This is a genomic window from Lysinibacillus sp. Bpr_S20 (genome assembly GCF_023337835.1).
Lineage (GTDB): Bacteria > Bacillota > Bacilli > Bacillales_A > Planococcaceae > Lysinibacillus.
In genome coordinates this window covers 768,460-791,448 of sequence record NZ_JALNLQ010000001.1, presented here as the reverse complement: position 1 = coordinate 791,448, position 22,989 = coordinate 768,460, and the positions used below count along the sequence as shown (strand labels likewise).

The 22,989-nt window shown below is 35.1% G+C and carries 27 protein-coding genes; 7 read left to right on the top strand and 20 right to left on the bottom strand.

Annotation, left to right across the window (positions count from 1 at the left end):
• Positions 1-345 precede the first annotated feature (345 nt).
• Positions 346-1,257 (top strand): LysR family transcriptional regulator, encoded by a 912-nt coding sequence (locus MWJ95_RS03910; RefSeq protein ID WP_249072405.1) that lies wholly within the window; start codon positions 346-348, stop codon positions 1,255-1,257.
• A gap of 98 nt (positions 1,258-1,355) precedes the next feature.
• Here MWJ95_RS03910 and MWJ95_RS03905 read toward each other — a convergent pair whose 3' ends face one another.
• The 3 genes from MWJ95_RS03905 to pnuC all read right to left on the bottom strand — a co-directional run bounded on the left by MWJ95_RS03905 (position 1,356) and on the right by pnuC (position 3,604).
• Positions 1,356-1,664 (bottom strand): hypothetical protein, encoded by a 309-nt coding sequence (locus tag MWJ95_RS03905; protein WP_249072404.1) that lies wholly within the window; start codon positions 1,662-1,664, stop codon positions 1,356-1,358.
• 180 nt (positions 1,665-1,844) lie between these two features.
• The gene (nadR, locus tag MWJ95_RS03900; protein ID WP_249104407.1) at positions 1,845-2,915 is read right to left on the bottom strand and encodes a multifunctional transcriptional regulator/nicotinamide-nucleotide adenylyltransferase/ribosylnicotinamide kinase NadR; all 1,071 of its coding nucleotides are present in this window, start codon (positions 2,913-2,915) and stop codon (positions 1,845-1,847) included.
• Positions 2,912-3,604 (bottom strand): nicotinamide riboside transporter PnuC, encoded by a 693-nt coding sequence (gene pnuC, locus MWJ95_RS03895; RefSeq protein WP_249104404.1) that lies wholly within the window; start codon positions 3,602-3,604, stop codon positions 2,912-2,914. Before pnuC ends, nadR begins: the two co-directional genes overlap by 4 nt.
• A 129-nt stretch (positions 3,605-3,733) precedes the next feature.
• On the opposite strand from pnuC, the gene MWJ95_RS03890 reads away from it, so the two are divergent.
• Both MWJ95_RS03890 and MWJ95_RS03885 read left to right on the top strand, forming a co-directional pair.
• Positions 3,734-4,168: an NUDIX hydrolase gene (locus tag MWJ95_RS03890; protein ID WP_283175703.1), complete on the top strand. Its 435-nt coding sequence runs from the start codon at positions 3,734-3,736 to the stop codon at positions 4,166-4,168.
• Between the two features lie 1,155 nt (positions 4,169-5,323).
• Positions 5,324-5,518, top strand: a complete 195-nt coding sequence (locus MWJ95_RS03885) for a YjcZ family sporulation protein (protein WP_249104399.1) — start codon at positions 5,324-5,326, stop codon at positions 5,516-5,518.
• Positions 5,519-5,785: 267 nt separating this feature from the next.
• Here the strand turns inward: MWJ95_RS03885 and MWJ95_RS03880 are convergent, their stop codons facing one another.
• The 3 genes from MWJ95_RS03880 to MWJ95_RS03870 form a co-directional block, all read right to left on the bottom strand.
• Positions 5,786-6,076 carry a DUF5316 domain-containing protein gene (locus MWJ95_RS03880; RefSeq protein ID WP_249104396.1) on the bottom strand — a complete coding sequence of 97 codons (291 nt, stop codon included), beginning with the start codon at positions 6,074-6,076 and terminating at the stop codon, positions 5,786-5,788.
• A 152-nt stretch (positions 6,077-6,228) separates the two neighbouring features.
• Positions 6,229-6,927, bottom strand: a complete 699-nt coding sequence (locus tag MWJ95_RS03875) for a Type 1 glutamine amidotransferase-like domain-containing protein (protein WP_249072397.1) — start codon at positions 6,925-6,927, stop codon at positions 6,229-6,231.
• A gap of 413 nt (positions 6,928-7,340) precedes the next feature.
• Positions 7,341-8,084, bottom strand: coding sequence for a polysaccharide deacetylase family protein (locus MWJ95_RS03870; protein WP_249104395.1), 744 nt, complete (start codon positions 8,082-8,084; stop codon positions 7,341-7,343).
• 179 nt (positions 8,085-8,263) lie between these two features.
• Here MWJ95_RS03870 and MWJ95_RS03865 point away from each other — a divergent pair, with 179 nt between their 5' ends.
• Both MWJ95_RS03865 and csaA read left to right on the top strand, forming a co-directional pair.
• Positions 8,264-8,794, top strand: a complete 531-nt coding sequence (locus MWJ95_RS03865) for a hypothetical protein (protein ID WP_249104394.1) — start codon at positions 8,264-8,266, stop codon at positions 8,792-8,794.
• A gap of 12 nt (positions 8,795-8,806) precedes the next feature.
• The gene (gene csaA, locus MWJ95_RS03860; RefSeq protein ID WP_249104392.1) at positions 8,807-9,139 is read left to right on the top strand and encodes a chaperone CsaA; all 333 of its coding nucleotides are present in this window, start codon (positions 8,807-8,809) and stop codon (positions 9,137-9,139) included.
• Positions 9,140-9,342: 203 nt separating this feature from the next.
• On the opposite strand, the gene MWJ95_RS03855 is transcribed toward csaA, so the two are convergent.
• The 10 genes from MWJ95_RS03855 to MWJ95_RS03810 all read right to left on the bottom strand — a co-directional run bounded on the left by MWJ95_RS03855 (position 9,343) and on the right by MWJ95_RS03810 (position 16,092).
• Positions 9,343-9,981 carry an O-methyltransferase gene (locus MWJ95_RS03855; RefSeq protein WP_249104391.1) on the bottom strand — a complete coding sequence of 213 codons (639 nt, stop codon included), beginning with the start codon at positions 9,979-9,981 and terminating at the stop codon, positions 9,343-9,345.
• Complete coding sequence (locus MWJ95_RS03850) at positions 9,968-10,327, bottom strand: hypothetical protein (RefSeq protein WP_249104389.1); 360 nt, start codon at positions 10,325-10,327, stop codon at positions 9,968-9,970. Before MWJ95_RS03850 ends, MWJ95_RS03855 begins: the two co-directional genes overlap by 14 nt.
• A gap of 865 nt (positions 10,328-11,192) precedes the next feature.
• The gene (locus tag MWJ95_RS24600; protein ID WP_249104386.1) at positions 11,193-12,095 is read right to left on the bottom strand and encodes a S16 family serine protease; all 903 of its coding nucleotides are present in this window, start codon (positions 12,093-12,095) and stop codon (positions 11,193-11,195) included.
• A gap of 157 nt (positions 12,096-12,252) precedes the next feature.
• A complete protein-coding gene (locus MWJ95_RS03840) occupies positions 12,253-12,873 on the bottom strand; it encodes an NAD(P)-dependent oxidoreductase (RefSeq protein WP_249072387.1) in 621 nt (206 codons plus the stop codon).
• Between the two features lie 57 nt (positions 12,874-12,930).
• Positions 12,931-13,320 (bottom strand): hypothetical protein, encoded by a 390-nt coding sequence (locus tag MWJ95_RS03835; RefSeq protein WP_249104384.1) that lies wholly within the window; start codon positions 13,318-13,320, stop codon positions 12,931-12,933.
• 158 nt (positions 13,321-13,478) lie between these two features.
• Positions 13,479-13,781: a hypothetical protein gene (locus MWJ95_RS03830; RefSeq protein ID WP_249072385.1), complete on the bottom strand. Its 303-nt coding sequence runs from the start codon at positions 13,779-13,781 to the stop codon at positions 13,479-13,481.
• Between the two features lie 194 nt (positions 13,782-13,975).
• Entirely contained in the window at positions 13,976-14,176 is a 201-nt protein-coding gene (locus MWJ95_RS03825) for a hypothetical protein (RefSeq protein ID WP_249072384.1), read from the bottom strand.
• Positions 14,177-14,221: 45 nt separating this feature from the next.
• The gene (locus MWJ95_RS03820) at positions 14,222-14,905 is read right to left on the bottom strand and encodes a DUF1963 domain-containing protein (protein ID WP_249104382.1); all 684 of its coding nucleotides are present in this window, start codon (positions 14,903-14,905) and stop codon (positions 14,222-14,224) included.
• Positions 14,895-15,470 carry a DNA-3-methyladenine glycosylase I gene (locus MWJ95_RS03815; protein WP_249104380.1) on the bottom strand — a complete coding sequence of 192 codons (576 nt, stop codon included), beginning with the start codon at positions 15,468-15,470 and terminating at the stop codon, positions 14,895-14,897. The genes MWJ95_RS03820 and MWJ95_RS03815 overlap by 11 nt, the downstream gene beginning before the upstream one ends.
• A 25-nt stretch (positions 15,471-15,495) precedes the next feature.
• On the bottom strand, positions 15,496-16,092 hold the full coding sequence (locus MWJ95_RS03810; protein ID WP_249072381.1) for a class I SAM-dependent methyltransferase: 597 nt from the start codon (positions 16,090-16,092) through the stop codon (positions 15,496-15,498).
• Positions 16,093-16,336: 244 nt separating this feature from the next.
• Here MWJ95_RS03810 and aac(6') point away from each other — a divergent pair, with 244 nt between their 5' ends.
• Positions 16,337-16,771, top strand: a complete 435-nt coding sequence (gene aac(6') / locus MWJ95_RS03805; protein WP_249104378.1) for an aminoglycoside 6'-N-acetyltransferase — start codon at positions 16,337-16,339, stop codon at positions 16,769-16,771.
• A 210-nt stretch (positions 16,772-16,981) separates the two neighbouring features.
• Here aac(6') and MWJ95_RS03800 read toward each other — a convergent pair whose 3' ends face one another.
• The 4 genes from MWJ95_RS03800 to MWJ95_RS03785 form a co-directional block, all read right to left on the bottom strand.
• A complete protein-coding gene (locus MWJ95_RS03800; RefSeq protein WP_132358405.1) occupies positions 16,982-17,173 on the bottom strand; it encodes a hypothetical protein in 192 nt (63 codons plus the stop codon).
• Positions 17,174-17,717: 544 nt separating this feature from the next.
• Complete coding sequence (locus tag MWJ95_RS03795; protein WP_249104375.1) at positions 17,718-19,265, bottom strand: right-handed parallel beta-helix repeat-containing protein; 1,548 nt, start codon at positions 19,263-19,265, stop codon at positions 17,718-17,720.
• Between the two features lie 261 nt (positions 19,266-19,526).
• Complete coding sequence (locus MWJ95_RS03790) at positions 19,527-21,209, bottom strand: methyl-accepting chemotaxis protein (protein WP_249104373.1); 1,683 nt, start codon at positions 21,207-21,209, stop codon at positions 19,527-19,529.
• A 273-nt stretch (positions 21,210-21,482) separates the two neighbouring features.
• The gene (locus MWJ95_RS03785; RefSeq protein WP_249104371.1) at positions 21,483-21,920 is read right to left on the bottom strand and encodes a hypothetical protein; all 438 of its coding nucleotides are present in this window, start codon (positions 21,918-21,920) and stop codon (positions 21,483-21,485) included.
• A gap of 579 nt (positions 21,921-22,499) precedes the next feature.
• Here MWJ95_RS03785 and MWJ95_RS03780 point away from each other — a divergent pair.
• The gene (locus tag MWJ95_RS03780; protein ID WP_283175702.1) at positions 22,500-22,961 is read left to right on the top strand and encodes a sigma-70 family RNA polymerase sigma factor; all 462 of its coding nucleotides are present in this window, start codon (positions 22,500-22,502) and stop codon (positions 22,959-22,961) included.
• The last annotated feature ends 28 nt before the right edge of the window (positions 22,962-22,989 follow it).

The following is a 22,989-nucleotide window of genomic DNA, read 5'->3' as shown; positions in this document are numbered from 1 at the left end:
TTATTGAAGCTTATCAGCTACATTAGGCAGAATTTTCAGATTTCGATTATTCAAAAGAATAACATGTATTTTAATAAATGATAAATACTAAAAATATATATAAAAAATTCATATATATACGTTTTAGGTATACTCGTACTTTTATTGTTATATAAATTACATAAAAAACACACTATTTAAAAATCCGCAAAACCCTTATTAATTCTGTGTTTTTGTGGATTATTTATCCAAAAAGTCAGAAATGTCTAACAAATATTACGAAAATACTCGAAAAAGTGTTACTATACAGATGAAGTATACAAATTGCATAAACTATTTAATTTTAAGTATAGGGGTGAGAGAGTAATGGATTTAAGACAATTAAATTATTTCATTACAATTGTTGAAGAAAAACAAATTACGAAAGCCGCCAAAAGATTGCATATGGCACAACCACCACTTAGCAATCAATTGAAATTTATGGAGAAAGAATTAAATTGTAAACTACTGGATCGAAATGGTAGAACATTAGAGCTTACTGAACCAGGAAAAATTTTATATGAAAAAGGAAAAGCATTATTAGCTAATTTTGAAGATACGATTTTGGAAATAAAAGAAGTTGGTGAAGGGCTAAAGGGGGTATTATCGATTGGCGCAGATCAAACTTGTTTATCTTACCTACCTGAAAAAATTAAGCTGATGCGCGAAAGATACCCTAATTTATGCTTCAAGATTATTGAAGGAGATACATTTTTCTTAACGAAAAGTCTTTTAAGTAAAGAAATCGATTTAGCTGTACTGCAGCAACCAATTGAAGATGAAAATTTCTCTTCGATAGATTTAGAATTTAAGGAGTTTGTACTTGCCACTCCTGCAAAATGGAATTTACCGAACCCAATTCGTATGGAAGATTTAAAAAACTTACCGTTTCTTTCTTTTTATCGTCATCGTAGTTGTAATACGTTTCGCATTATTATCGATGAATTTAAAAGTCATGGTTTTGAGCCTAATATTATTTGTGAATGTATTGATATTGCAATGGTCATTTCCTTAATAAGTGAAGGATTGGGGGTAACGATTTTACCAAAAGCAAGTCTCGAAAAATTTTCAATTAGAGATATTAGAATTATTAATTTTGCTAATTGTAATATCCAATCCAATGCGAATATTGTTTGGCCAAAAGATCGCTATTTAGCAAAGTATGCGATGAACTTTTTAGAATTATTTATGGAAGAAACTCATTTGCTATCCCGTGAAACAATCCCTCAAAGTCAATGAACTACATGAAAAATTAATCTGGCACTTAAGTGATGAACTGCCTGTTTAAATAAAATGATACGCTCCCGGTTAAAATGATTGACCGGGAGTTTTTTGATTTATTTCACATACTTCAAATACTTTTTCACAAAATCTACAATGTATAGCACTTCTTCTTCTGAAATCGTAAATAGGGTGCTCACTTTTCGTAGTTTAGCGGGTGATTTTAATTGTTCACGTACTTGATCAATTCTCATGTATTTACATTTACGAGGATTTACACAATCCCGAATCTGCTTGTAACGAAGGTAAGCATACCGAGCAAAAGCATTTAGCATTTCCCGCTCCTGCTCATCTCGTTGTAATTTCTTTGCGGCTTCATCGATCTCTTCAGAATCAAATGTCCATGTACCATCTGTTAATTGCATAGTACCACCTCTTTCGTTGCGTAAACTGGATGTCAAATATAGCAGCACCTTAATCGACTAATATTAAGAAAGCTTCCACTACTAGTTAGTAAATGCATAAAAAAAAGCCACACTTAGTTAAATGTGACTCTTTTTGTATTTTTGTTTAGTTGTAAACTAGTTTATTCGAATCACCATTCATTAAAACAGGTTTGTAATCGCCTCAACGCATTTTTCGAAACGCTTATTTCTGTCCTCCTCATCGACAATTACTAATTCGATTTCGTAATAGTCGTAAATCGTTTTAAGTAAATTATTTCGCGAATGACGTTCTTCTTTCGTTAAATGTCTACGAGTACCGTCTAACTCATGAAAGTTATGCGGTTCGATATAAATATATTTTGCAATTCCTTCAGCTTTTGCTCTAATTAATTCATCAATCACCTTGTTGTAACGCTCGTTCTCTAAGAAATGAAAGAATTGAGTGTAAGAAAGGTCTGTATCTATCAATAACAGTTTGTTAGATTTTTTACTAGCATCATTGATTAAATGACAATGCCCTACTGCAATATCTATATAATCGTTAGGGTGTGAAATGTCTTGAAAACCGTTTATTTCATCATAATAAGATCGTCCATACTCCCCAACATAATTCGTATGAAAATGCTTCGCTAGCATTTTTGTTAAATGCGACTTTCCAACGGATTCAATACCACAAATCGCTACCCGTTTTGTGTAATATTCTTGTACTGACTTCGGCAAAAAGTTCCACTTGGCATACACTCCTTCATGCCGAATTTGCGTAGCTGAAATAGGACGGTCAGTTCTACCTTCATCTAAACCTACGTGTTGAATGCCAGGAAGGTATCTCTCAAAGTAATCGTCATATTCTTTCTCACTACTAAATACAATGTCAATCTTTCCGCCGATTTTATTTAGAAGTTCCGTATACGATTGCTCAATAGAAGTGTCATTCATGTATTCATCTGATCGTCTTTCATATTGTGACAATACCCTAATATTTTTGAATTCCTTTAACTCCTTCGTAATCCAACGCTCTCGTACTCGGTGATTTACATGTTCAAATTTAGTACCTTCACAGATTTTACCGTCGTGAAGGACATCATACCCTACAACTACAAATAGAATATCTACCATAGACTGTGCTTTTAATATGCAATCTAAATGGCCGTAATGGAAAGGCAGAAACTTCCCTCCATAATAGCCTATTGTCTTTCCCTCATACTCGTTTACTTGTACGCCGTAATTCATTGCGCCTCATTCCTCTCGACTTTACTAATACGTAGCCAGTTAACATATCCGTAAATAGAATTAATTAAGAAGGCTACCCACATTGCTAATAAAGTCCAATCGTTTCCTCCGCTGCGCACTAAAATAACAATCCAAAGAGTGATGGTAATCACGTTAATGATAATCCACATTAACCATTGCTCTGCAAAACGTAACACTAGCAATAACTGTGCTACTACTGAAAGAACTACTGCTAACCCATCTAAACCAGCTAAATTTGCGCCTACTTTTGCAAGGAATGCCGAATAACCAATATATGAAACAACTACAAAAACTAAAACGTACATCCATTGTTTACGATTTAAGCGTTTTGCATAAACATCTTCCCCGTTTATTTGATTAGCATTTTTACGGTTTTTCCACCATAAATAAAAACCTATAAACTGAGATGGTAAGAAAAATAAGAGGTTTAACATCGACTCTCCATAAAGTCCATATGTATATGAAATATAGCCATAAGTTGAACATTGAATGATGCCGAACAAATAACTCGAAATCTTCCCTTTAGCTACCAATACCACACAGATGATTCCGGCAATAGATGAAATCATTCCTAGTAAAGTGTCGTTCCACAAAAATCCTAAAAATGTGATAATTGCTACTGAAATTATTAACCATGTTTTCTCAAATAACGTCCAATCTTTTAACATATTAATCCTCCCTACCCTTTATTTTTACACAATCATATGTATCCTCTCGAACTCCTTCCACCGAGAAAGAAACGGCATCGTTAAATTATACCATCTCTATTCAATCGATGTGATTACTGTTTCAGCAAAATGATTGAGGATTACAACAAAGTAACAAGTGTACATGGGATTTGTTTTTATCAAGGGAATGTTTTGTTAGTTCATTTTGACGGGAGAGGATTTAACTTTCCTGGAGGTCATATAGAAAAAGTAGAAACACCTGAAGAAGCATTTCATAGAGAGGCATTTGAGGAATGCTATGTCAAGGGTCCTATCAATTATATAGGAGACATCGAAGTCAGCCACGAAGAGAACCCTTTATACAACGCTGAAAGTAAGTACCCTTTTATCGGAAAAATGTTTTATCGCATGGACATTCAAGAGAGTCTCACATTTCTTCGAGAATATGAAACGCTTTCCCGCATTTGGGTTGAGCCGGAGCAAATTCCTTATGTAGTTAATGACCATGAGCTTATACACATAGTATTACAAGCAGCTTTAAGTATTAAGCCTTCTTATATGTAAGCTGTACTTCAGCGGAAAATTATGTTTTAGTAAATAAATATGGAAAAATAGGCTATTATGGTCTGTGATCATTGTGGATGCATTACTTTTATTTACCTGTATATTTTATTTTTTAATCTCATTCACAGGCATTTCACTATACAAACATAGCTACCAAATCATATTAATAATAGTATAAAGCTAACTTAGCTTTGTACCTCCTAGTTTGTGGTTTAGGGTCACTTTGGTTCGAGTGACCCTTATCTATGCTAAATTTTACTTTTTTCTGTTGATTTTTAAAATTATTAAGCTAACAACACTTATAAGCGCAACTCCATACATAATTGTTTTATTCGTTTCACCCCAAGTGTCCACCATTGCTATAAAAATTATGATTAATAATAAAAAATAAAGTAAGTAATTCCGCATTTGGTAAAACTCCTGTTTCTTAAGAAAAAAGAAGAAGATTCCACTTTTTGGTGATTATTAAGCGAATTTTTTTAAAGTATTTTCATTTTCCTGTTTATTATTTTCGTATAAAACTAGCTTTGGGATATTCTCTTTCATAGTTTTCAAATGGTGTCACTGTTTCACCAATCGATTTGTTAGTCATTCTATCTAGGTTAATTTATCTAAACGATACCTTCCTTTTATCTTTCCGAACAATTAAAAACATGTATAGGCTAAACATTAAAATGATAATGACTATTACTGCTAAGAAATATGTATCTTGAATCTTAAACAAGAATAAATTCAAAGAATTTAATAATCCAGCTAACATTAAGAATAACCAATAGTTATTTTTTCTTTTTGATTGATCACCGTACCTTAAATAACTAGCAGAAAGCCAGATAAAGAAAGGTAAGAAACATACAATGGAAAAAGTTAGCACAATCCATCCAATAACCGACATAGCAAAACACCTCCTAGAGCCTTCCTTATTTTTTACGATTGACATGAGTAATAGTTTCATTTTTATTATTCTATAAAAATTTCGAAGAAGCATTTTGACTTTTAAACCATGAAAGAGTAGAATTTTGGAAAAAATGCAACCTTATTTCATCCACACCTAAAGCAATGGGTTTTCTCACTCGGTAAATCTGTATTATCTAGTTGAATACCTCCCCTCCTTTCAACACCCAAGCATACTATGATTGTAGAAGGGGGGGATATTTCATGGGATACTACGGTGGAAATTATGGTAACTGCTGTTACGGAGGCTACGGTGGTGGCTATGACGGCGGTTACGGCGGCGGTTGTGGCTATGGCGGTGGTTATGGCTATGGCGGCAGAGGTACTGGTTCAGCATTCGCCTTAATTGTAGTTCTTTTCATCCTTTTAATTATTGTTGGTGCAACATTCATGTATTAAATTTTTTAATACTTTAATTTCTATTCAGGTCTTTAATGAAAAAGTTAAGGCTATTTATCATTGTCACAATTAATCTTTTCCAAAACCGCTTTTGCTAAATATCACATACCTAGTAATAGTAGGATAAAAAACCAGCCTAACATACTACAGTGAAAACAAAAAAAGGTCACTATTGTCCGAGTGACCTTTTATTTCAGATTGTTCAGCTTTTATCATGCTCTTTGTTCCATAAAATGCTTTACTTCTCCTACGGCGGCCAATTAAATATCATTTATTTAAATAATAAAATAAAACCGCCACAACAATATTTGGTATAGCAATATATAAGGAATTTAAAGTAAATTTATTGCGTTCGTCTCGATGGTCTGTTGTTTCGGTAGCAAAGTTAGCCCTCATCCTGTCCCCACTAACCATGGCTCCTGAAAAAATCATTGAAATGACAATAAAGATACAGCCAACCGTGCCTGACACTAAATAACTCTTTTCCATCCCCCACAAAATGATCGATATTAAAACACCGCAAAGTGATAAGAAAAGACCAATTAATAAATATTTCACCCAGCATCCCCCTATCCTTATTATATGTTTGATACCATATTTTGTTTCGTCTTAGCTACTGAATTTTTCGCCTCAGGAATACTATAGAAGCCATTTATGGAGAGCATTAACTTCTCTTAAAAAATCATGAGGTAGCTTTTTGTTTGAAGTTATTAAATACTTCCTAAATAGTCAACAGGTAACGCTTGCTCATTAATTTCTTGATTCAAGGAGACCTTATATGCTTTACCATTAGGTTTTGAACTGATGATTTTATGGATTTCTTGATCGATAAAATGAACGGCTACCCCGTCATCTGCGGCAATTCCAGATGAGAGTTTTTTAGCTTTCATCAAATCGTGATATGCTGGTCTGCGATGGATTTCTCCATCATAATGAGGACAGTTACTACCCGGAAGAAAACCTAAGCATTTTATCGGCTCTAAATCTTCCCCGAATGAATCTGTTATTCCTTCTTCAAACCAACAAATTGAGCCAGCACTAATGCCCGTTAACACGATTCCCTCATGCCAAGCAGTTTTAAAAATGGCATCTAAAGACCATTCTTTCCATAAAGCTAAAAGGTTTTTTGTATTGCCTCCCCCTACATAAATAATATCCTTGTCCAACACAAAACTTTCCAAATCCCGAGTAGGTGGAGAAAAAAGTGATAAGTGGGACGGAGTACATGGCTGTGAGTGAAAAAAGGAATAAAATCTTGATATATAATTTTCTGAATCTCCACTTGCCGTAGGAACAAAGCAAATTTTAGGATTCGCTTTGTTAGATTGTTGTAAAATATATGTATCTAATAACGGATTATGAGGCTCCATAGAAAAGCCTCCTCCTCCTAATGCAATAATTTGTTTCATCTTTTCCCCTCCTTTTTAGAAAATACTGTATTTTCTAATTATATTAAATTTCTAAAGGGAACGCATCCATTAGATGAAAAACTTTTCATTAGGCATACTATTTTTCGATAAAAAGTACAGCAAAGAATTTTTGCCAAATTGTCCTGCACATATTGGGTTCGCCGCAAAAAGTGTGAGTTGCGCCGCTAACTGAAGGAAGAACGCCGCTAAACCATAAAATTGCGCCGCTAACCTAGCAAGGATCGCCGCTAAACCATAAAATTGCGCCACTAGGTTTGCCAAGAGCCAACATGTTTTGGAGAACGCCGTCAAACTATAAAATTGCGCCGCTAACCTAGCAAGGATCGAATACACCAGGTTCAAATAAAAAAGCAAAGCCCAGGTTATATAAAAAAATGAGCCCTGCCTATATATTATTTATTATTTCCATCCTTTTTACTTAATTTTTGAATCTCCAGCAACTCTGAAATCGTTACAAATTTATATCCCTGGTCTTCTAGCTCTGGTAAGATTTTTTCTAATGCTTTCACTGTTTGTTCACGATTTCCACCGCCGTCATGAAATAACACAACACTTCCAGGCTTTGCACCTTTTAAAACCGTATTGATAATTTTCTTTTCTCCAGGACTTTTCCAATCAAAAGTATCTAAATGCCATGACCACATAACCACTTTATACCCTTCCTTTGCTATTGCATCAATCATCGAATCTGTGTATTGACCTTCAACTGGTCTAAATAACACAGGGGCATAACCAGTAATACCAAAAATTGTTGCATGCGTTTGTTTTATTTCTTTTATCAAATTGGAGACATTTGTTCTAAAAGGGTGCGTATATGTGTGAATGGCTAGTTCATGTCCTTCTTCGTGTATACGGTAAGCCAGCTCAGGATTTTTCTCTGCGTTTTCACCTACAATAAAGAATGTAGCCTTTGCATTATACTTGTCTAAAATATCTAAAATGTCAGGTGTGTACTTTTTATGAGGACCATCATCAAAGGTTAAGGCGATCACTTTTTCATCTGTATTAATATCCCACAAAATCTGCCCTGCTTTTTCGTAATATTTCCTACCCTTGTCTGCAAAAGATTTTTCATTTACAAAAAATAAGAGTAGCCCAAATGTGCATAATGCAATTAACAGATAAAATTTCCTCAAGTTTTCACCTCCTGCATTTCATTATTTCTACTCTTTATTATTTGAGGTTTACAGTAAAAAATGCTTTAAATTTTGCACTTTTAACTGGTATAAAACCACTAACAATCCAAAATGTAAGTAAATAACGCTGCACATTCCAATTCCATAATGTTATATTATTGGCAAGGAGTGTGATTATTTTGATAATAAATGTAAAAGAAAAGGATTTTGAGTTTAACAGCTCTAGTCTAAGTCAAAGGTGTTTCGAACCACTCATTAAGATTTATAAGGTAAGAATGTCTGAAGAAACTACTATCGGTGTGAAAGAACATTTTTATGAGGAACTTACGGAAGGCCAAAGAGCATTATTTATGTTTAATGTTTATTCTAATCATATTAGTAAATCTCTAATCGAATTTTATTGGTGGAGTGCTTATTTCTTGGCTCAGCCTAAAATTTGGGCATCGATTAAATCATGTTTTACGTATTTTCATGATGAACCTTTTCTTTTACTCCTTGAGAAAATTGAACAAGAACTAAAACGACATAATCACCCTACTACATTAGAGAATTTTGCAATCACTCGAGATGAATTAAATGATAACAATGAGCTCCATGCATCATTTGAATCGCTATATGCAATATTCGAAAATATTTATCCAACTACTATAGAAAAAATAAATACTTTCATCGAAAAGAATTTACAAGAGTTTATACAAATTGAAAAGTAAGGAGTATTTTTTATGGCAACTATAGAAGACTTTGTGAATCTTGATATTAGAATTGGTACTGTTATCCAAGCAGAAGAACTTACAAAAGCAAGAGTTCCTGCTATTAAAATGAAAATTGATTTTGGAGAAGATCTTGGCATCAAGCAATCCTCTGCACAAATTACTAAACGCTATACGCCAGAAGGAATTATAAATAAACAAGTAGTGGCGATCGTTAATTTCCCTCCTCGTCGTGTAGCAGGCTTTAAATCTGAAGTTTTAGTGATTGGCGGCGTTCCTGAAGAAGGAGATGTGATTTTATTAGCTCCTGATCAGCCTGTACCAAACGGAACGAAAATTAGTTAATGCTAGAATTTTGGGATAGTGATTGCCCAAAACTAGTTTTAATTTCTTCATAATGAAAGCCTAATTTAGCCATAATAAGGGTCACTAATGTGGCCCTTATATTTTTTGCATGGTTTCATTTAAACTTGTAGGTTAAAAAAATATAGCAAGCAAAAAAGCACTAACATGCAGTCCGTCAGTGCCTCCTAATAACAAAATGGTGCTTACTTCTTCACTTTTGAAAGTGTCATACCATCACCGATTGGAATAATAATCGACTCTAATTGGGGATGGTTTGCTACCGCTAGATTAAACTTCTTCATTAATTCCGTATAACGTTTTGGTTGGATATTTGGGTCTGCCACACTCCCATTCGCAAGAACATTATCGGAAACGATCATAGCATCGGGATTTGCAAGCTGTACACAATAATTTAAATAGTTTTCATAATTCTCTTTATCAGCATCAATAAAGAAAAAATCGAATCGTTCATTACTTTGCACCAGTTTTTCAAGGCTTTGCAATGCAGGTCCCGTTATATATGTCACTTGTTCACCAAAACCTGCCTTCGCTAAATTATTATAAGCCAGCTGCGCGTATTTTTCCTCTAATTCTAGAGAAGTTAATGTTCCATCATTGCCGAACCCTCTAGCCAGACAAATGCCACTATATCCACCGAGAGCCCCTACTTCAAGAATGTTTTTAGCGCCACTCATCGAGACAAGCATTGTTAAAAGCTTTCCAGAGGAAGCCGATACAGAAATGGCGGGCATTCCGTTTTCTTCGATAGATGTAATAACCTCCTCTAACATAGCGTCTTGCTTATAAAACACTGAATCAATGTAATGATTAATTATTTTCATTCTGATTATTCCCTTCTTCATCATGATTTAAAGATTTTTCGTCTTCTTGACTGTCGGGGGTATCCACTGTTTCACTTTCATGTATTTCAAATAATTGAATGAACTCGTTGATGACCATATCAATGGCTTTTAATTCACCGACTAATATTGGCTGAATCGATTGAAACTCTGGTTGTTCTAGTTGTTGCTTAATCGTTGCACGCTTTAAATTCATCATCTCTAAAAAAGCAATAGCTCTTCCACGTCGGAAAGTTTTAGGTCCACGTTGTGAGCCGTCTCTTCCTCTATGGCGTCCCCCACGATGATGTCCCTCTTCTCTAAATTCCTTCATTTTTTCACTTCTCATATTACCCTCCTCTATATGTATACATTTGTATACGCTTAATTACATTTTTATTGTATACAAATGTATACACTTTGTCGATATTCCTATTTTATTCATTCTACATTTACTTCTTCCATTAAACTGTAAATGCGAGATCATAACTGGTAATATTAGTAATACCAAATAAATTCTTAATATTTTTTTCGCATAAATCAAACCCATTAATTTTGATCGATTTTCCAAATTGAAAAGGTGGTATATTGATGAAAAAAACCTCTTTATTATTTGTTGCATTGTTTAGTTTATTTTTAGTCGGTTGTAATGAAACAGTCACGTACTAGTATTTTTTAAATTTAATTTGATTTGAAGACACGAAGTGAAGGATACAGCAGCTTGAACGACGGAATGTTGTGGCTATGCGACGGATATATCTGTCGATGTGACGGATAGATTGGCCGGAGCGACGGTACCGACAGGAAGGGACGGATACAATTGCCTGGACGACGGAAAGAAGTGGCATTGCGACGGATAAAGCAGTCGAAGTGACGGAAAGTTTGACCTGAGCGACGGTACCGACAGGAAGGGACGGATACAATTGCCTGAACGACGGAATGTTGTGGCTATGCGACGGATATATCTGTCGAAGGGACGGATAGATTAGCGAGAGCGACGGTACCGACAGGAAGGGACGGATACTACAGCCTGAACGACGGAAAGATTTGGCTATTCGACGGATATATCTGTCGAAGGGACGGATAAATTGTCCAGAGTGACGGTATACCCAATGTTCATTCCCTTCACACCCGGGCAAAAAGAAAAAGACATCATTTGACGCCTTTATCAGAAGAAAGCAAGTAGATTTTTTTATAGCCATCTTTCGTAAATTTCATTCATTTGCTTGATTATTTATCTCATTAATTAATTGCACAGCTTCATCGATTTTTGACACATCCAAAATTTTTACGTTGATATTATGCTCCTTTTGAATTTGTGCTGCCTCTTCTGCATTTTTAGTAGGAATAATCATGAAAGGTACACTGGATTTTTCTGCGATTAGTATTTTTTCCTTTAGTAACCCTATCGGTAATACCTCACCTGTTTCGCTTATTGCCCCAGTCACTGCAATGGGTACGTCGTTTTGTACATCGCCTCGCATAATGAGTCCTGTTAATGCAAGCCCTAAGCCAGCACTATTGCCATCCATATGATCCTGCTTAAAAAATTCGTTTATTCGTTCATCTTCTTTACCTAGATAATGATTTACGTTGTCTTTCATTTGAACTACTTCATTTTCTTGGAGATGAAGCCATTTTAATATTTGCTGATTTTTGCTCTCATAACGCACTGAATTCGTAATTTCATCTACATTTAAAAAAGGAACTTGCTGTTTATTTAATAGATTTTCCACGGATTGTGTATTCTCCATAAATTGAAACTCTATTTTATTTACCCCTATTAAATAGATGTCAGTACCTTTGGCATGTAATGGCTCTATGTATATGTATGCGACATGCGAAGTTCCTTCATAAAATATAAGAGGTATTTCGAAACTAAACACCAAGAACATGATAAAAGTAGCGAGTGTGATTTTTCTTTTATATAGCTTTTTTCTAAGCAAAATGCGAGCAATTAATAAGACGATGAACTGAACGAATAGTATTGCAACATAAGAAATTCCACCAATTATATCTTGAAGATACAACCATAGAAATACACCATAATCGAGACATACTAAAATGATAGTACCGAAATAAAGGAAACTTCTTTTACGATTTGAAATATTCTTCACTCCTTAATTTCTTTCAAACATTGCTTTTCTCCGTGTACATATTCCATAAATATCCTGAAAACCCTTCTTAATCAATCACCTTAATAAAAAGCGTTAATCATTTCGATTAACGCACTTCCACCCTTATCGGCTTTTTCAAAATTATCCGCTTCTGAAATCAGTACGCAATGCCTACACGCGATTTCACAAATTCTTTACTATGAATTTGTTTATAGACAAACTCCGCGGTATCTGCTACAGATATCTCTGTCCCACCTTCAGGTAAAAAGTCTCGTTCGATACGATAGGTACCCGTATATTCACCATCAGGTAAGTATGTAGGACAGACGATTGTCCAATCAGTGACTGATTCCTTCAATAAATGATAGACTTTATGATGCTCTTCTGCTGCGAAAGTTGATTTTCTTTTGGATTCGCTCGATTGATAACGTAAAATACTTGGTGTCAGTCGACTTTGTAGAATCCCAGCTGTTCCAACAGTTATAATTCTGTTCACACGCTCTTTTTCCATGGAGTCAAGAATTAACGGCATACTTTCAGTTAATGTACTTGTGCCATCTGTGTTTAACGCACTAATGACAACATCAACATTTGTCATAATATTTTCTATATCTTGTTTTTCTAAGACATTCCCTTGTACAATATGTAAATTTTCATCATTTATTTTTAACTTATTTGGGTGACGAACGAGAGCAGTAACGCTATGTTCATCTTGTAACGCTAAGGAAACAATGTGGCTACCCACTCGCCCCGTAGCACCTAAAACTAAAATCCTCAACATGATCACCTCTTCATTTGATTATAGCACACAAATTTTCTATCAATATTGAGGATGTTAGTGAACATCAATAAGTCTGATAGTAACGATAAACAATTGAAGATCATTCGTTTCCGCAATACTGTTGACGATATGTTGGATTTCGCTTTCCGTACTCTTTTCAATTTTATCTAAGTTATGTAATTGTATAGTAATTGCTTGATTGTTTGGAGATTCAATTAAATAGCCAATCGTACTATCTGGAAAATAGCCAGCAGCTCGTAACGCTACGATAATTTTTTTTGTAAAATTTGTATTTTGTAATTTTTCACTAATTTCTTCATTATAATTTGTATCGGGATTTTTTTGAATGGGTTTTTCAAATGAAGGTTGATTATATTTAATCAAAGCTGCAGTTATGACTATTACGGAAAATAAAATAAAAAGACCTTTTATTAGCCCTCTCATACATTCTCTCCATTTCATCTTTTTAATAGACTACGCTTATCATATTAAATAATGAATCCCACTTTCCCGGTCTCACATTGAAAACCTCAATTTCATATTTGCCAGACTTCCTGATCGACCGCCTGGCAAATTTATGGAAGTTAATGGTAAAATACACCTTAATCGTTTACGATGACTTTCACCACAGGCTCTAATTTTCCTACATAAGCATCCCCAACATACTCAACATCTATGACGATAGCTCGCGGCACGAAACGTTGAATGCTTTCTAAAATACGTGCGGTATTACGTCTTTTGACAAGCTGAAAAGGTGGAAGAGTGTCTAGTTTTAAACCAAAGTCTCTGTAAAAAGGGCAAGATATTACGAAAGTAGATAATATAAACGCTACATTTTGCAATATTTCATCAACGCCTGTAGCATTCAAATCAATATTGCTTGTGGCGGTCACTTGATGTGTCATCCTATCAACCTTTCTTCTACGATACATGGAAAGATGTCTGTAATCTTTCTTAATATGAGCTTTTCATTGAAAAAAGAGCACTTAGTTATTTATGCGAATTGCTCAAAAGTTATGAACGTAGCACACATTCATTATTGTATGTATACAATGCAATGTTTCGTTACTTTGATAGGATTTCACATATTTGTTATTTTTTATCTTATTATTGCGTAATAAATGACATACAACCAACTTAAACAACCATGTATGATTGCCCAGATGATCGAATGATTGGCACTCCAAGAAATAGTAATGGCTAATACCGAGCCAAAACTAATACCGTTCTTAATAACTGTTTTATTTTCCATTTTCTTCACCCTCTTAACTTTTCTTATGTCGGAAGTATGCCTTCTCATCTTCATTCCTCCTAATCATGTCATCCATAGATGTCCCTTTTACGGCTAATAAAAATCACAATGAACGCGCCACTCATTTAACGTTGAATTAAAAAAGAAATAGAAATTTCCGTTATCGATGATATTGAAATACGCTTTCTCATCAGAGGCAATCTGTAATACAAACGGAAAATCATCTCCATAATCATGACCACTTTGGCAAAAAGCTGGATAGCCACCTATTTTATGAATTGCGTATATTTCCTCTACGATATCATCGAAGTACTCAACATCCTCCTCGTGCTCTAACCTCAAAATTTCATCCTCCACTTCAGATGGAATCCCTCCTCCATCCCATGTCGGATAATCATTTTCAATAAGTTTTGGAATCAGAGGGAAAGCACGAATGCGATCATGCTGCCAGTCTTTCTGGATCAACCCTTCTAAGGAAGTATATGCTCTTATTTCGAAAAAACGGCTAAGATCATCTTCTATTAAATGATCAAATATTTCTTCATGAATACATAATGTTAGCAGTTCAATATGCTGCAGGGATTTGGGCACAAAAGGAAGGTCCGTTAAAAACAATGTTGCAAGTGGCTGAAATCCCTGAGTCAAATGTTCCCCTGGTAATGACCATCTTACACTGCCAATCCAGCTTTCGAGTAGATCATATGTAGGTCTAACTCCACCTGTTTCAAAGATCGTTGCTTGCCTTACTATTTGAGCTTTAATTTCATCAATTTTCATTGGCTATCCCCCCACCACGACAAAAACAATCGACAACATGATCATTCACCATCCCTGTTGCCTGCATAAATGAATAGCAAATCGTACTACCAACAAATTTAAAGCCATCTTTTTTTAATTGCTTGCTCATCCGTTCACTAATTTCTGTTGTAGCAGGTACATCTGCTATGGACGACCATTCATTAATGATCGGCTGATGATCTACAAAGCTCCAAATATATTCAGAGAAAGAACCATATTTCTTTTGTATCTCTAGAAAGGCCCTAGCATTCGTCACAACACTAGCAATTTTAAGCTTATTACGAACGATGCGTCGATCCTGACGAAGCTCCTGTAATTTGTCCTCAGAATAGAGAATAATTTTCGAAGCATCAAATTGGTCAAAAGCTGCCCGGTAGCCCTCTCTTTTTTGTAGAATTGTCCACCAGCTAAGTCCAGCCTGCGCCCCTTCTAGACAGAGCATCTCAAATAAATGCTGATCATCATAGACGGGAATCCCCCACTCCTTATCATGATAGTCAACATATAAAGGTTCATCTAGCTTGACCCATTCACATCTTGTCATTTAAACATCCTCCTTTTTCTATGTATTATTTAATGCCTGTTATGCAAAGCCAACCTTTTTGCGTGTTTTCTTTAATCGTAACGGTTTTAAACCCAGCACGTTCAAACAGCTGCTTGATTTCAGGTTTTGTTTTATATGCTTTCATATGATAATTAATTTTATAAAGTTCTGAAATGATGATAAACTTCCCATCCTCCTTCAACACCCTAAAAACTTCCTTCACATCATTTGCTAAGTCTGGCCAAAAATAATGCGTTTGGAACGCTGTAATCGTATCGAAAAACTGATCTGCATATGGAATATTTGAAACACTAGCTTGTGTCACGATTACTTTTCCATTTTCTACATCCATTTGATTTGTTTTGATGGAGTCTTTAACAGATTGCTCAGAAAAGTCTATACCATATATTTTACCACCTGGATTAATTTTCGATAAGGAATGTAGTGTTTTTCCACCCCCACATCCAATATCTAATACAATATCGCCATCATTTATTACTTCTTGTCTAATTAGCCAAGTATTCATACCACTATGTGCCTTATTCATAATTCTTAACATCAAAGATCCCACGAATCCTCTTGGCTTCTTAGCTTGCTCAATTAATCGTTGTAAAAGCGTCATATCAAAACCGCCTCTTTGTTATTTTCACTTTCAAAAATTTCCTGCTTATTTACAGTGAATTATTGCTTTCGCTCAAATTCATTCCTAATATAAAGGATAGGGACATTTGATTTTCAGCTCTTTTTATCAGGTCATTAATGTTTGCTGAAAAATATAAACCTCCCTGTATTTTTATATCTAATATTTTTACGTTTAAAAAATTCAAAAGTTTCAATTTTTACCATTTTAAAAAAGGAGACTCAATATGATTAAACAAGCCAATATAGAAGATGTTCAAACAGCAGCCTTTTTAGCACTACAACTCTGGCCAAATCATACGCTAGATGAATTTAAAGAGGAGTTGGGGCAACTCATAAATGCTGAAAACGCTACGATTTTCCTTGCCTATGTGGATGATGAAGCAGTCGGTTTTGCGCAATGTCAACTTCGAACAGATTATGTTGAAGGTACACACTCAAGCCCAGTCGGCTATTTAGAAGGACTCTTCGTAAAAGAACAATATCGACAGAAAGGCTTTGCAAAGTTTCTGATTGAGAGTTGTGAACATTGGGCTAAACATAAGGGATGTACAGAATTCGCGAGTGATTGTGAAATACAAAATCTCGAAAGTTTAGCAGTCCATCTTAAATTAGGTTTCTCCGAGGCAAATCGAATTATTTGTTTTACGAAGGAATTATAAAAAGAATTCGATTGATGATACTATAATAAATTAAGATTTTATAAGCTTGCGAGTGTATAGATATAGTTAGTATTTAAAAAAAGAAAAAAATCACAAGTGCTTTTTTACACACTTGTGATTTTTATTTTTTCGATAAATAAAGGATCTATAACAGGAACACAAATCATAAAAGTCCTTTTATTTTAGATATTAAAAGATATGTAATATTTATTAATTTAAATATGTATTGGCTGAAATGTTTCTTTCGCGCTCGTCCATTACTAGGTGGATAATAAATGCAAGTTGTTGTTCAATTCGCTCATTATTAAGATACATGATGTTCGCAATTGCTTTTTTTTGCTTTTCTTCTAATCCTACCTTCTCAAGCAATAACATAATTTCTTCTTTCGAAAGCCCAAACATATTTATTCACCTCCAATTATTATTTCATAATCATTATTCACTTTTCTCAAACAGCAAACTCATCCAACCATTCTATGGCCTATTTCCACTGATTATAGGATAACACATAGAATTTAATCAATCCAAAATCTGTTGAAATGTAATAAAATTTTAACCACTGTAAAAAATGATTGTTATTTAATAATACTTTTCAATGGGGTACCTATATTGATTTCTTGGTATTCATTAACTCTATTATAAAAACAATAAACACTTTTGTCGAATTTTAGCATTCTGTGCTACCTCCTAAAAATCACTATAAGAAACCGTTTACAAAACTGCTATGAGCAATGACAGTAAATGTCTTTATTTGTAGTCATCTTCATTATACACCCTTTCGTATGACAGCGCTTATCCCATTAAAAAAGTAATTTCAAAATAAAATTGAAACTACTTATCCTAGTCTTTTATTCGGTTCCAACACTGTTTTTATTAATATGATTCCTCGTAATACTTTGTTAAGTTTTTGTAAATTCCATACTGATAATTCATTCGAATTTTGGATTTAAGCATCTAATTCTTTTAAAATGACGCCTTTTGTCTTGTCACTAGTATTGACTGACAAATGAACTATTCTCGACGTTGCATCCTTCTTCCATTTTGTCTTGTTAGTATAGCCCACGATGAATAACTGACTCTTCCCCTGAACAATCGCCGGTGTTTTTACAACCGTTAAATCTGTGTGCACCATCTCAAGTAACGATTGATTGGACATTGCTAAAAATGGACGTTCTGCTTGATCAATTGTACAATGCTCAATGCGCCCCATTGACTTATCAGACCAGACTATTGCATAAGGGCCTTCATAACAATTGTTAAATTTACTATTCGCTACTTCAAAAATAGCATCAATACAAGTAATCGCATTCCCGCTAATATGTTCAAAATCACAATTGTCAGTAAAGAGTCGCGCCTTATTGATATAAATATGATGACTTTTGAGCTCTCGAATGGTTGTATTGTGAATTGTAATCTTGGCGTGATCATTGCCATAAATACCACCCGCCTGCCCAAACTGAATGATACACTGATTGAGCTTTAGTCCACTTGAGTCGACAATAAAGTGAAATTGAGGGTGTTCTTGAAGATTACATTCTGTCATCGATACATCGGCTTCGTTGACAATTGTAAGTCCTGTCGCCTTCCCATCATCTATCCTACAAGTACGAAATTCCGCTTTACTATTATCAATTAAAAATTGCGACTTCGCATGTCGATGAATTTGACAATCGTACAACATCGCCTTAGAGCTCTCTCCAAGATAAAGGCCGTTCCCTGCTCCTTCAGAAAAGATAGCATCCGTCACCCACAACTCACTTTGATGAACAACCAATTGCGTATCTTGATGTTGCTTGATTTCACAGCCATCTATCGTTAGTTTCGAGCGATCGAAAACTTGTATCCCTACATCTTGCCCTTGATGAATAAGTGTATTAGTCATAGCAATCGTGCTGGAGGCTGCAACAATTTGTGCTTGTTGATGCCCATGAATTTCACAATCCACAAGTTCCATTTTGACATCCTGTCGTGCATAAATTCCATTCTTGCGCCCTTCCAACAACATACAATTAGTCAATGCAATTTCACTATTTCTAACATTAATTTGGGCCTTTACATGATGCTGGATCGTCGTATCCACTAATATAACGCTTGAACCATTATCAATATTTATGCCAAAGTGATTAACAGGGCTCGCCAAAATATCAACATTTTTCATCATGAGACTTCCGAAGCTAACGGTCACTTGTGTTTGCACCATTTGCTGCTCAATAACACAGTTTTCTAGCTGTAAATCTCCCTTTACATAAATACCCTGTCCTTGTGTAAAACGTAGATTTCGCATACTCGCAAGTGTCTGATAGCGAATAAATACGCCACCTTTAATCGTCACATTCCCCACTCCATAAAGCGTCAGCCTTTTGGCAATTTCAAAGCTTTCTTCATAAATCCCATCCCGAATTTCAATAAAATCTCCCGGCTCTGCCTCTTCAATCGCCTGCCCGATACTTTGGTAACGGTGCATAATACTTCTCTTTACAACAAGTGTCGCCATCTCCACACTCCTTAACAAAGCTATTTCATAAAATTCATGAAATCATTTGTCGGTTTTATTTTATTTATATCCCCATTGAACTTCCTGTTATTCAATTTTGTATAAATTATTTATACCGCAAAACGTTTTGCTAAGAAGTTAAAGCTGTTTTTTTCTAAACTCCAAAATAAAACCAGCAATCACGATTTCCTCGTCAATTGCTGGTTTAACCGTTTTTATTCTCTTGTAACTACTACAAACAGTACTAGTTAATAATTTTAATTACAATTTAAACTTTCCAACAAGGTCGTTTAGATTTTCTGCCATGCTAGCTAAATTGGCTGAACTATGTTTGATTTCGTCCATAGAGCTTGCTGCTTGTTCGATCGTTGCTGAAGTTTCTTGTATGCCTGCAGCGGATTGTTCTGATACAGCAGCAATTTCGTCCACAGACTTATTAATCGTAACCGTATTTTGTACTACCTCTTCTAGCTTTGCCGTCATGCTATCAATATTCGTTGACATGGAGTAAACAGCCTCTGCAATCTGGTTGAACGTTTCATTTGTAGATGCGATTTGAGCCGTACCTTTTTCAACCTCTTGATAGCCAGTTTCTAGTGAGGTTGTCACCGTGTCAGAATCATGATGAATTTTATGGACAATTCCTGTTATATCGTCTACTGAGACAGCTACTTGTTCGGCGAGTTTACGTACTTCATCTGCGACGACCGCAAATCCTTTACCCTGCTCCCCTGCGCGAGCCGCTTCAATGGCTGCATTCAGTGCTAGTAAATTCGTTTGTGCAGCAATGTCCTGAATCACAGCTACGATTTTTGAAATTTCTTGTGTTTGTTTACTTAGTTCATCTACCTTATCAACAGCATCCTTCACAATATGATGAATGGATGTCATTTGTGCAGTAGATGCGTCCATTAAACCTTGGCCCTCTTTCGTTAAAGCCATGACATTTTGGGAATATTGCTGAACATCCGTACTACTATTACTAACATCCGTCATTTTAGTGGTAAATTCTGTCATCGTTGTAGCTACATCTGATGCATTACTTGCCTGTACTTCTGTACCACTCGCGATTTCAGTAACTGTGTCGACAATTTGTTCCGTACCAGTTTTCACCTCTGTCGCTGATTGCATAAGTTCTTCACTATGCGCAGCTACGTCATTGGATACTGTTTGAATTTGCTTTAATAAACGATTTAAAATATCGGACATCGTATTAGTCGCTTCTGTCAGTTGTCCTACCTCATCTTTTGATTTCACAACAAGTGCAGGTTCACTTAAATCACCTTCAGTAATTCGTTGCATACGATTTGTCACAGCGATAATTGGTCTTGAGATTAATCTAGCACTTAACAATGCAATGATAATGGCAACAATAACAATTACAACACCGACGATGATGCCTGTTAGCTGCTTCGTCTCGCCTGCACTAATAATGTCTGCACCAGTTGCATTAATCGATTGCTTACGATGCTCTGCTAACCCCTCAAAGCCTTCACGTATTTCCGTCGCCTCATCACTCATAGTTGCTAAATTTTTTGTTGCTTGGTCAATCTGGCCTTGATCATAAACAGTAAATACTTCTTTTTCTACAAAACTACTCCATTCTTTAGCCATTTCCGCAAATTTGCTGAAATCACCCGACTCTGATACCGCTGAACGTAGTTTCTCATTCTCTTCAGCAAGCTTAACATTATCTTCAAAAATTTTCTTATACTTTTCATCACCAGAAAGTATATATCCTCTAGCTGCCGCAATTCTTAGCCCTATCGTCTGGGCTTCCTCATAATCTGAAATGAGTAATTGCAATTCTTCATCAATTATTTGTTCCGTTGCGCTGTTACTTTGCTTGACTGCATAAAAATTATAACCAATGTATAAAACCACTACTGCTACAACAATACTGAAGGAAAAAACAATTCTTTTACTAATGGACTTAAAATTCATTTCAAATTCTCCTTATTTTCCAATACAAACCTAAATTTGCTTTGTCATAATTTGAATACCATTAGTAATCTACCATTTTGATGAAGAACTTGGATGTATCAGGAATTTTTTCTACATTAAATGAAATAACTAGCTAATTTTTATGTAATTTATAGCAGATTATACACTACGGAAAATAAAACAGATGAACTACCCAAAAAATCAACATAGTGCTTTTATCACACATAAAAAAGGAACAGTCATAAAAAATATGCTGTTCCTTCTATTTAAATATTAATCCCAATAATTAAACATAACCTCTCCGATTGTTTTACTGTTAAAGCGTGAAATATATTTCCACTCCACCTCGGATAAACTGTGTAGCTCCTTATCCTGCGTCAACAATGTGTTTAGGGTATCGGCTGTAAGGCATTTACGCATCGGAAAATATTTGTGTAAGTGAGCTTTCGTAATAAATTGAAAGCTTAGCTCTTCATCGAACTTAGCAAACGCAATATAAGGCATTAGCCTATGATGAATAATCGTCAAACGTTCATCCCCCAGTTGAATCACTGCTTGCATATAAACAACATGAGGCTGGTCAATAAATTGTATAGCTTTTGCTCGTTGTTCACTTGTCACTAAATGATAAACCATCGACTGGAAAGATCGCATATCCTGTTCAATGAGATGGTCTGCATCAAAACCTGAAATCCCTTTCGTTAATCGCAACGAATCCCCCCTTTATTTTTGTGTCTATATGACCTTCTATTAAAGGTAGGTGGATTCCTTCACTATTTTTTTATTTTTTTCTAAAAGGAGACCTAAAATACGAACCTTATGTACAGCAGTTTGTTTCATCTTGTACTTTATTCTAAAAGGCGTCTAGTATTTTTAGTTATTCCTTCTAAACCTAATCACTTCCACCAATCAATGGTATTATAGCAACAAATCATTTTTAAGCAGAAATTGTATTTCACCTGTTAAATTGTAACAACAGCATAAAGTAGGGTTGATTTCCCTCACGACAGAGCGCTTCCTGTAGGCGTCTGATGAGTCGCTCAATTGGAATGAAGATCAACTTTCAATGTTTAGCTTTAGCAAATGTAATCTCCTGTTTTTGGTGATGCCCCACTAATTTTCCATAAAATAAAAAAAGTTGAATCGAAATGATAGTTTGCCAAGTCTAATAGTCGGAAGGAGGCGATTTTCATTACTACAAAGCAAGAATCATTCATACGGTTAGCACAAAACGGAGATGAGCAAGCCTTTTACCAGCTTATTGAGCAGGAGCAAGATAAGTTATATCGAATGGCTTATGTTTATGTCCAAAATGAAAATGACGCCGTAGAAGTTTTTCAACAAACCATTATCCGTGCTTATGAGGGCTTACCTAAATTAAACGAGCCTCAATATTTTTCTACTTGGTTAACACGCATTATGATAAATTGCTGTAAAACCTATCTTGCCAAGAAAAACTCGGTACAGCTTGTAGAGCCACATACATTAGAGGATCTCAATAGTACATCACCTACATATATCGAAGAAGAACTTGATTTATGGCATTCTCTCTGCGAGCTAGAGGAAAAATACAAAACGGTTTTACTATTACGTTTTTATCAAGACTACTCGGTAAAAGATATTGCAATGATTTTACAATGTCCTGAGGGTACTGTGAAAACGCATATTCGCAGAGGCTTACAAGCTTTACGACAACAATTAAAGGGGGCATATATAGATGAATGGGTTCAATCCGTTGAAAGGAGTTATTAATGCGATTCCAATTCCCGGAGGACGATTA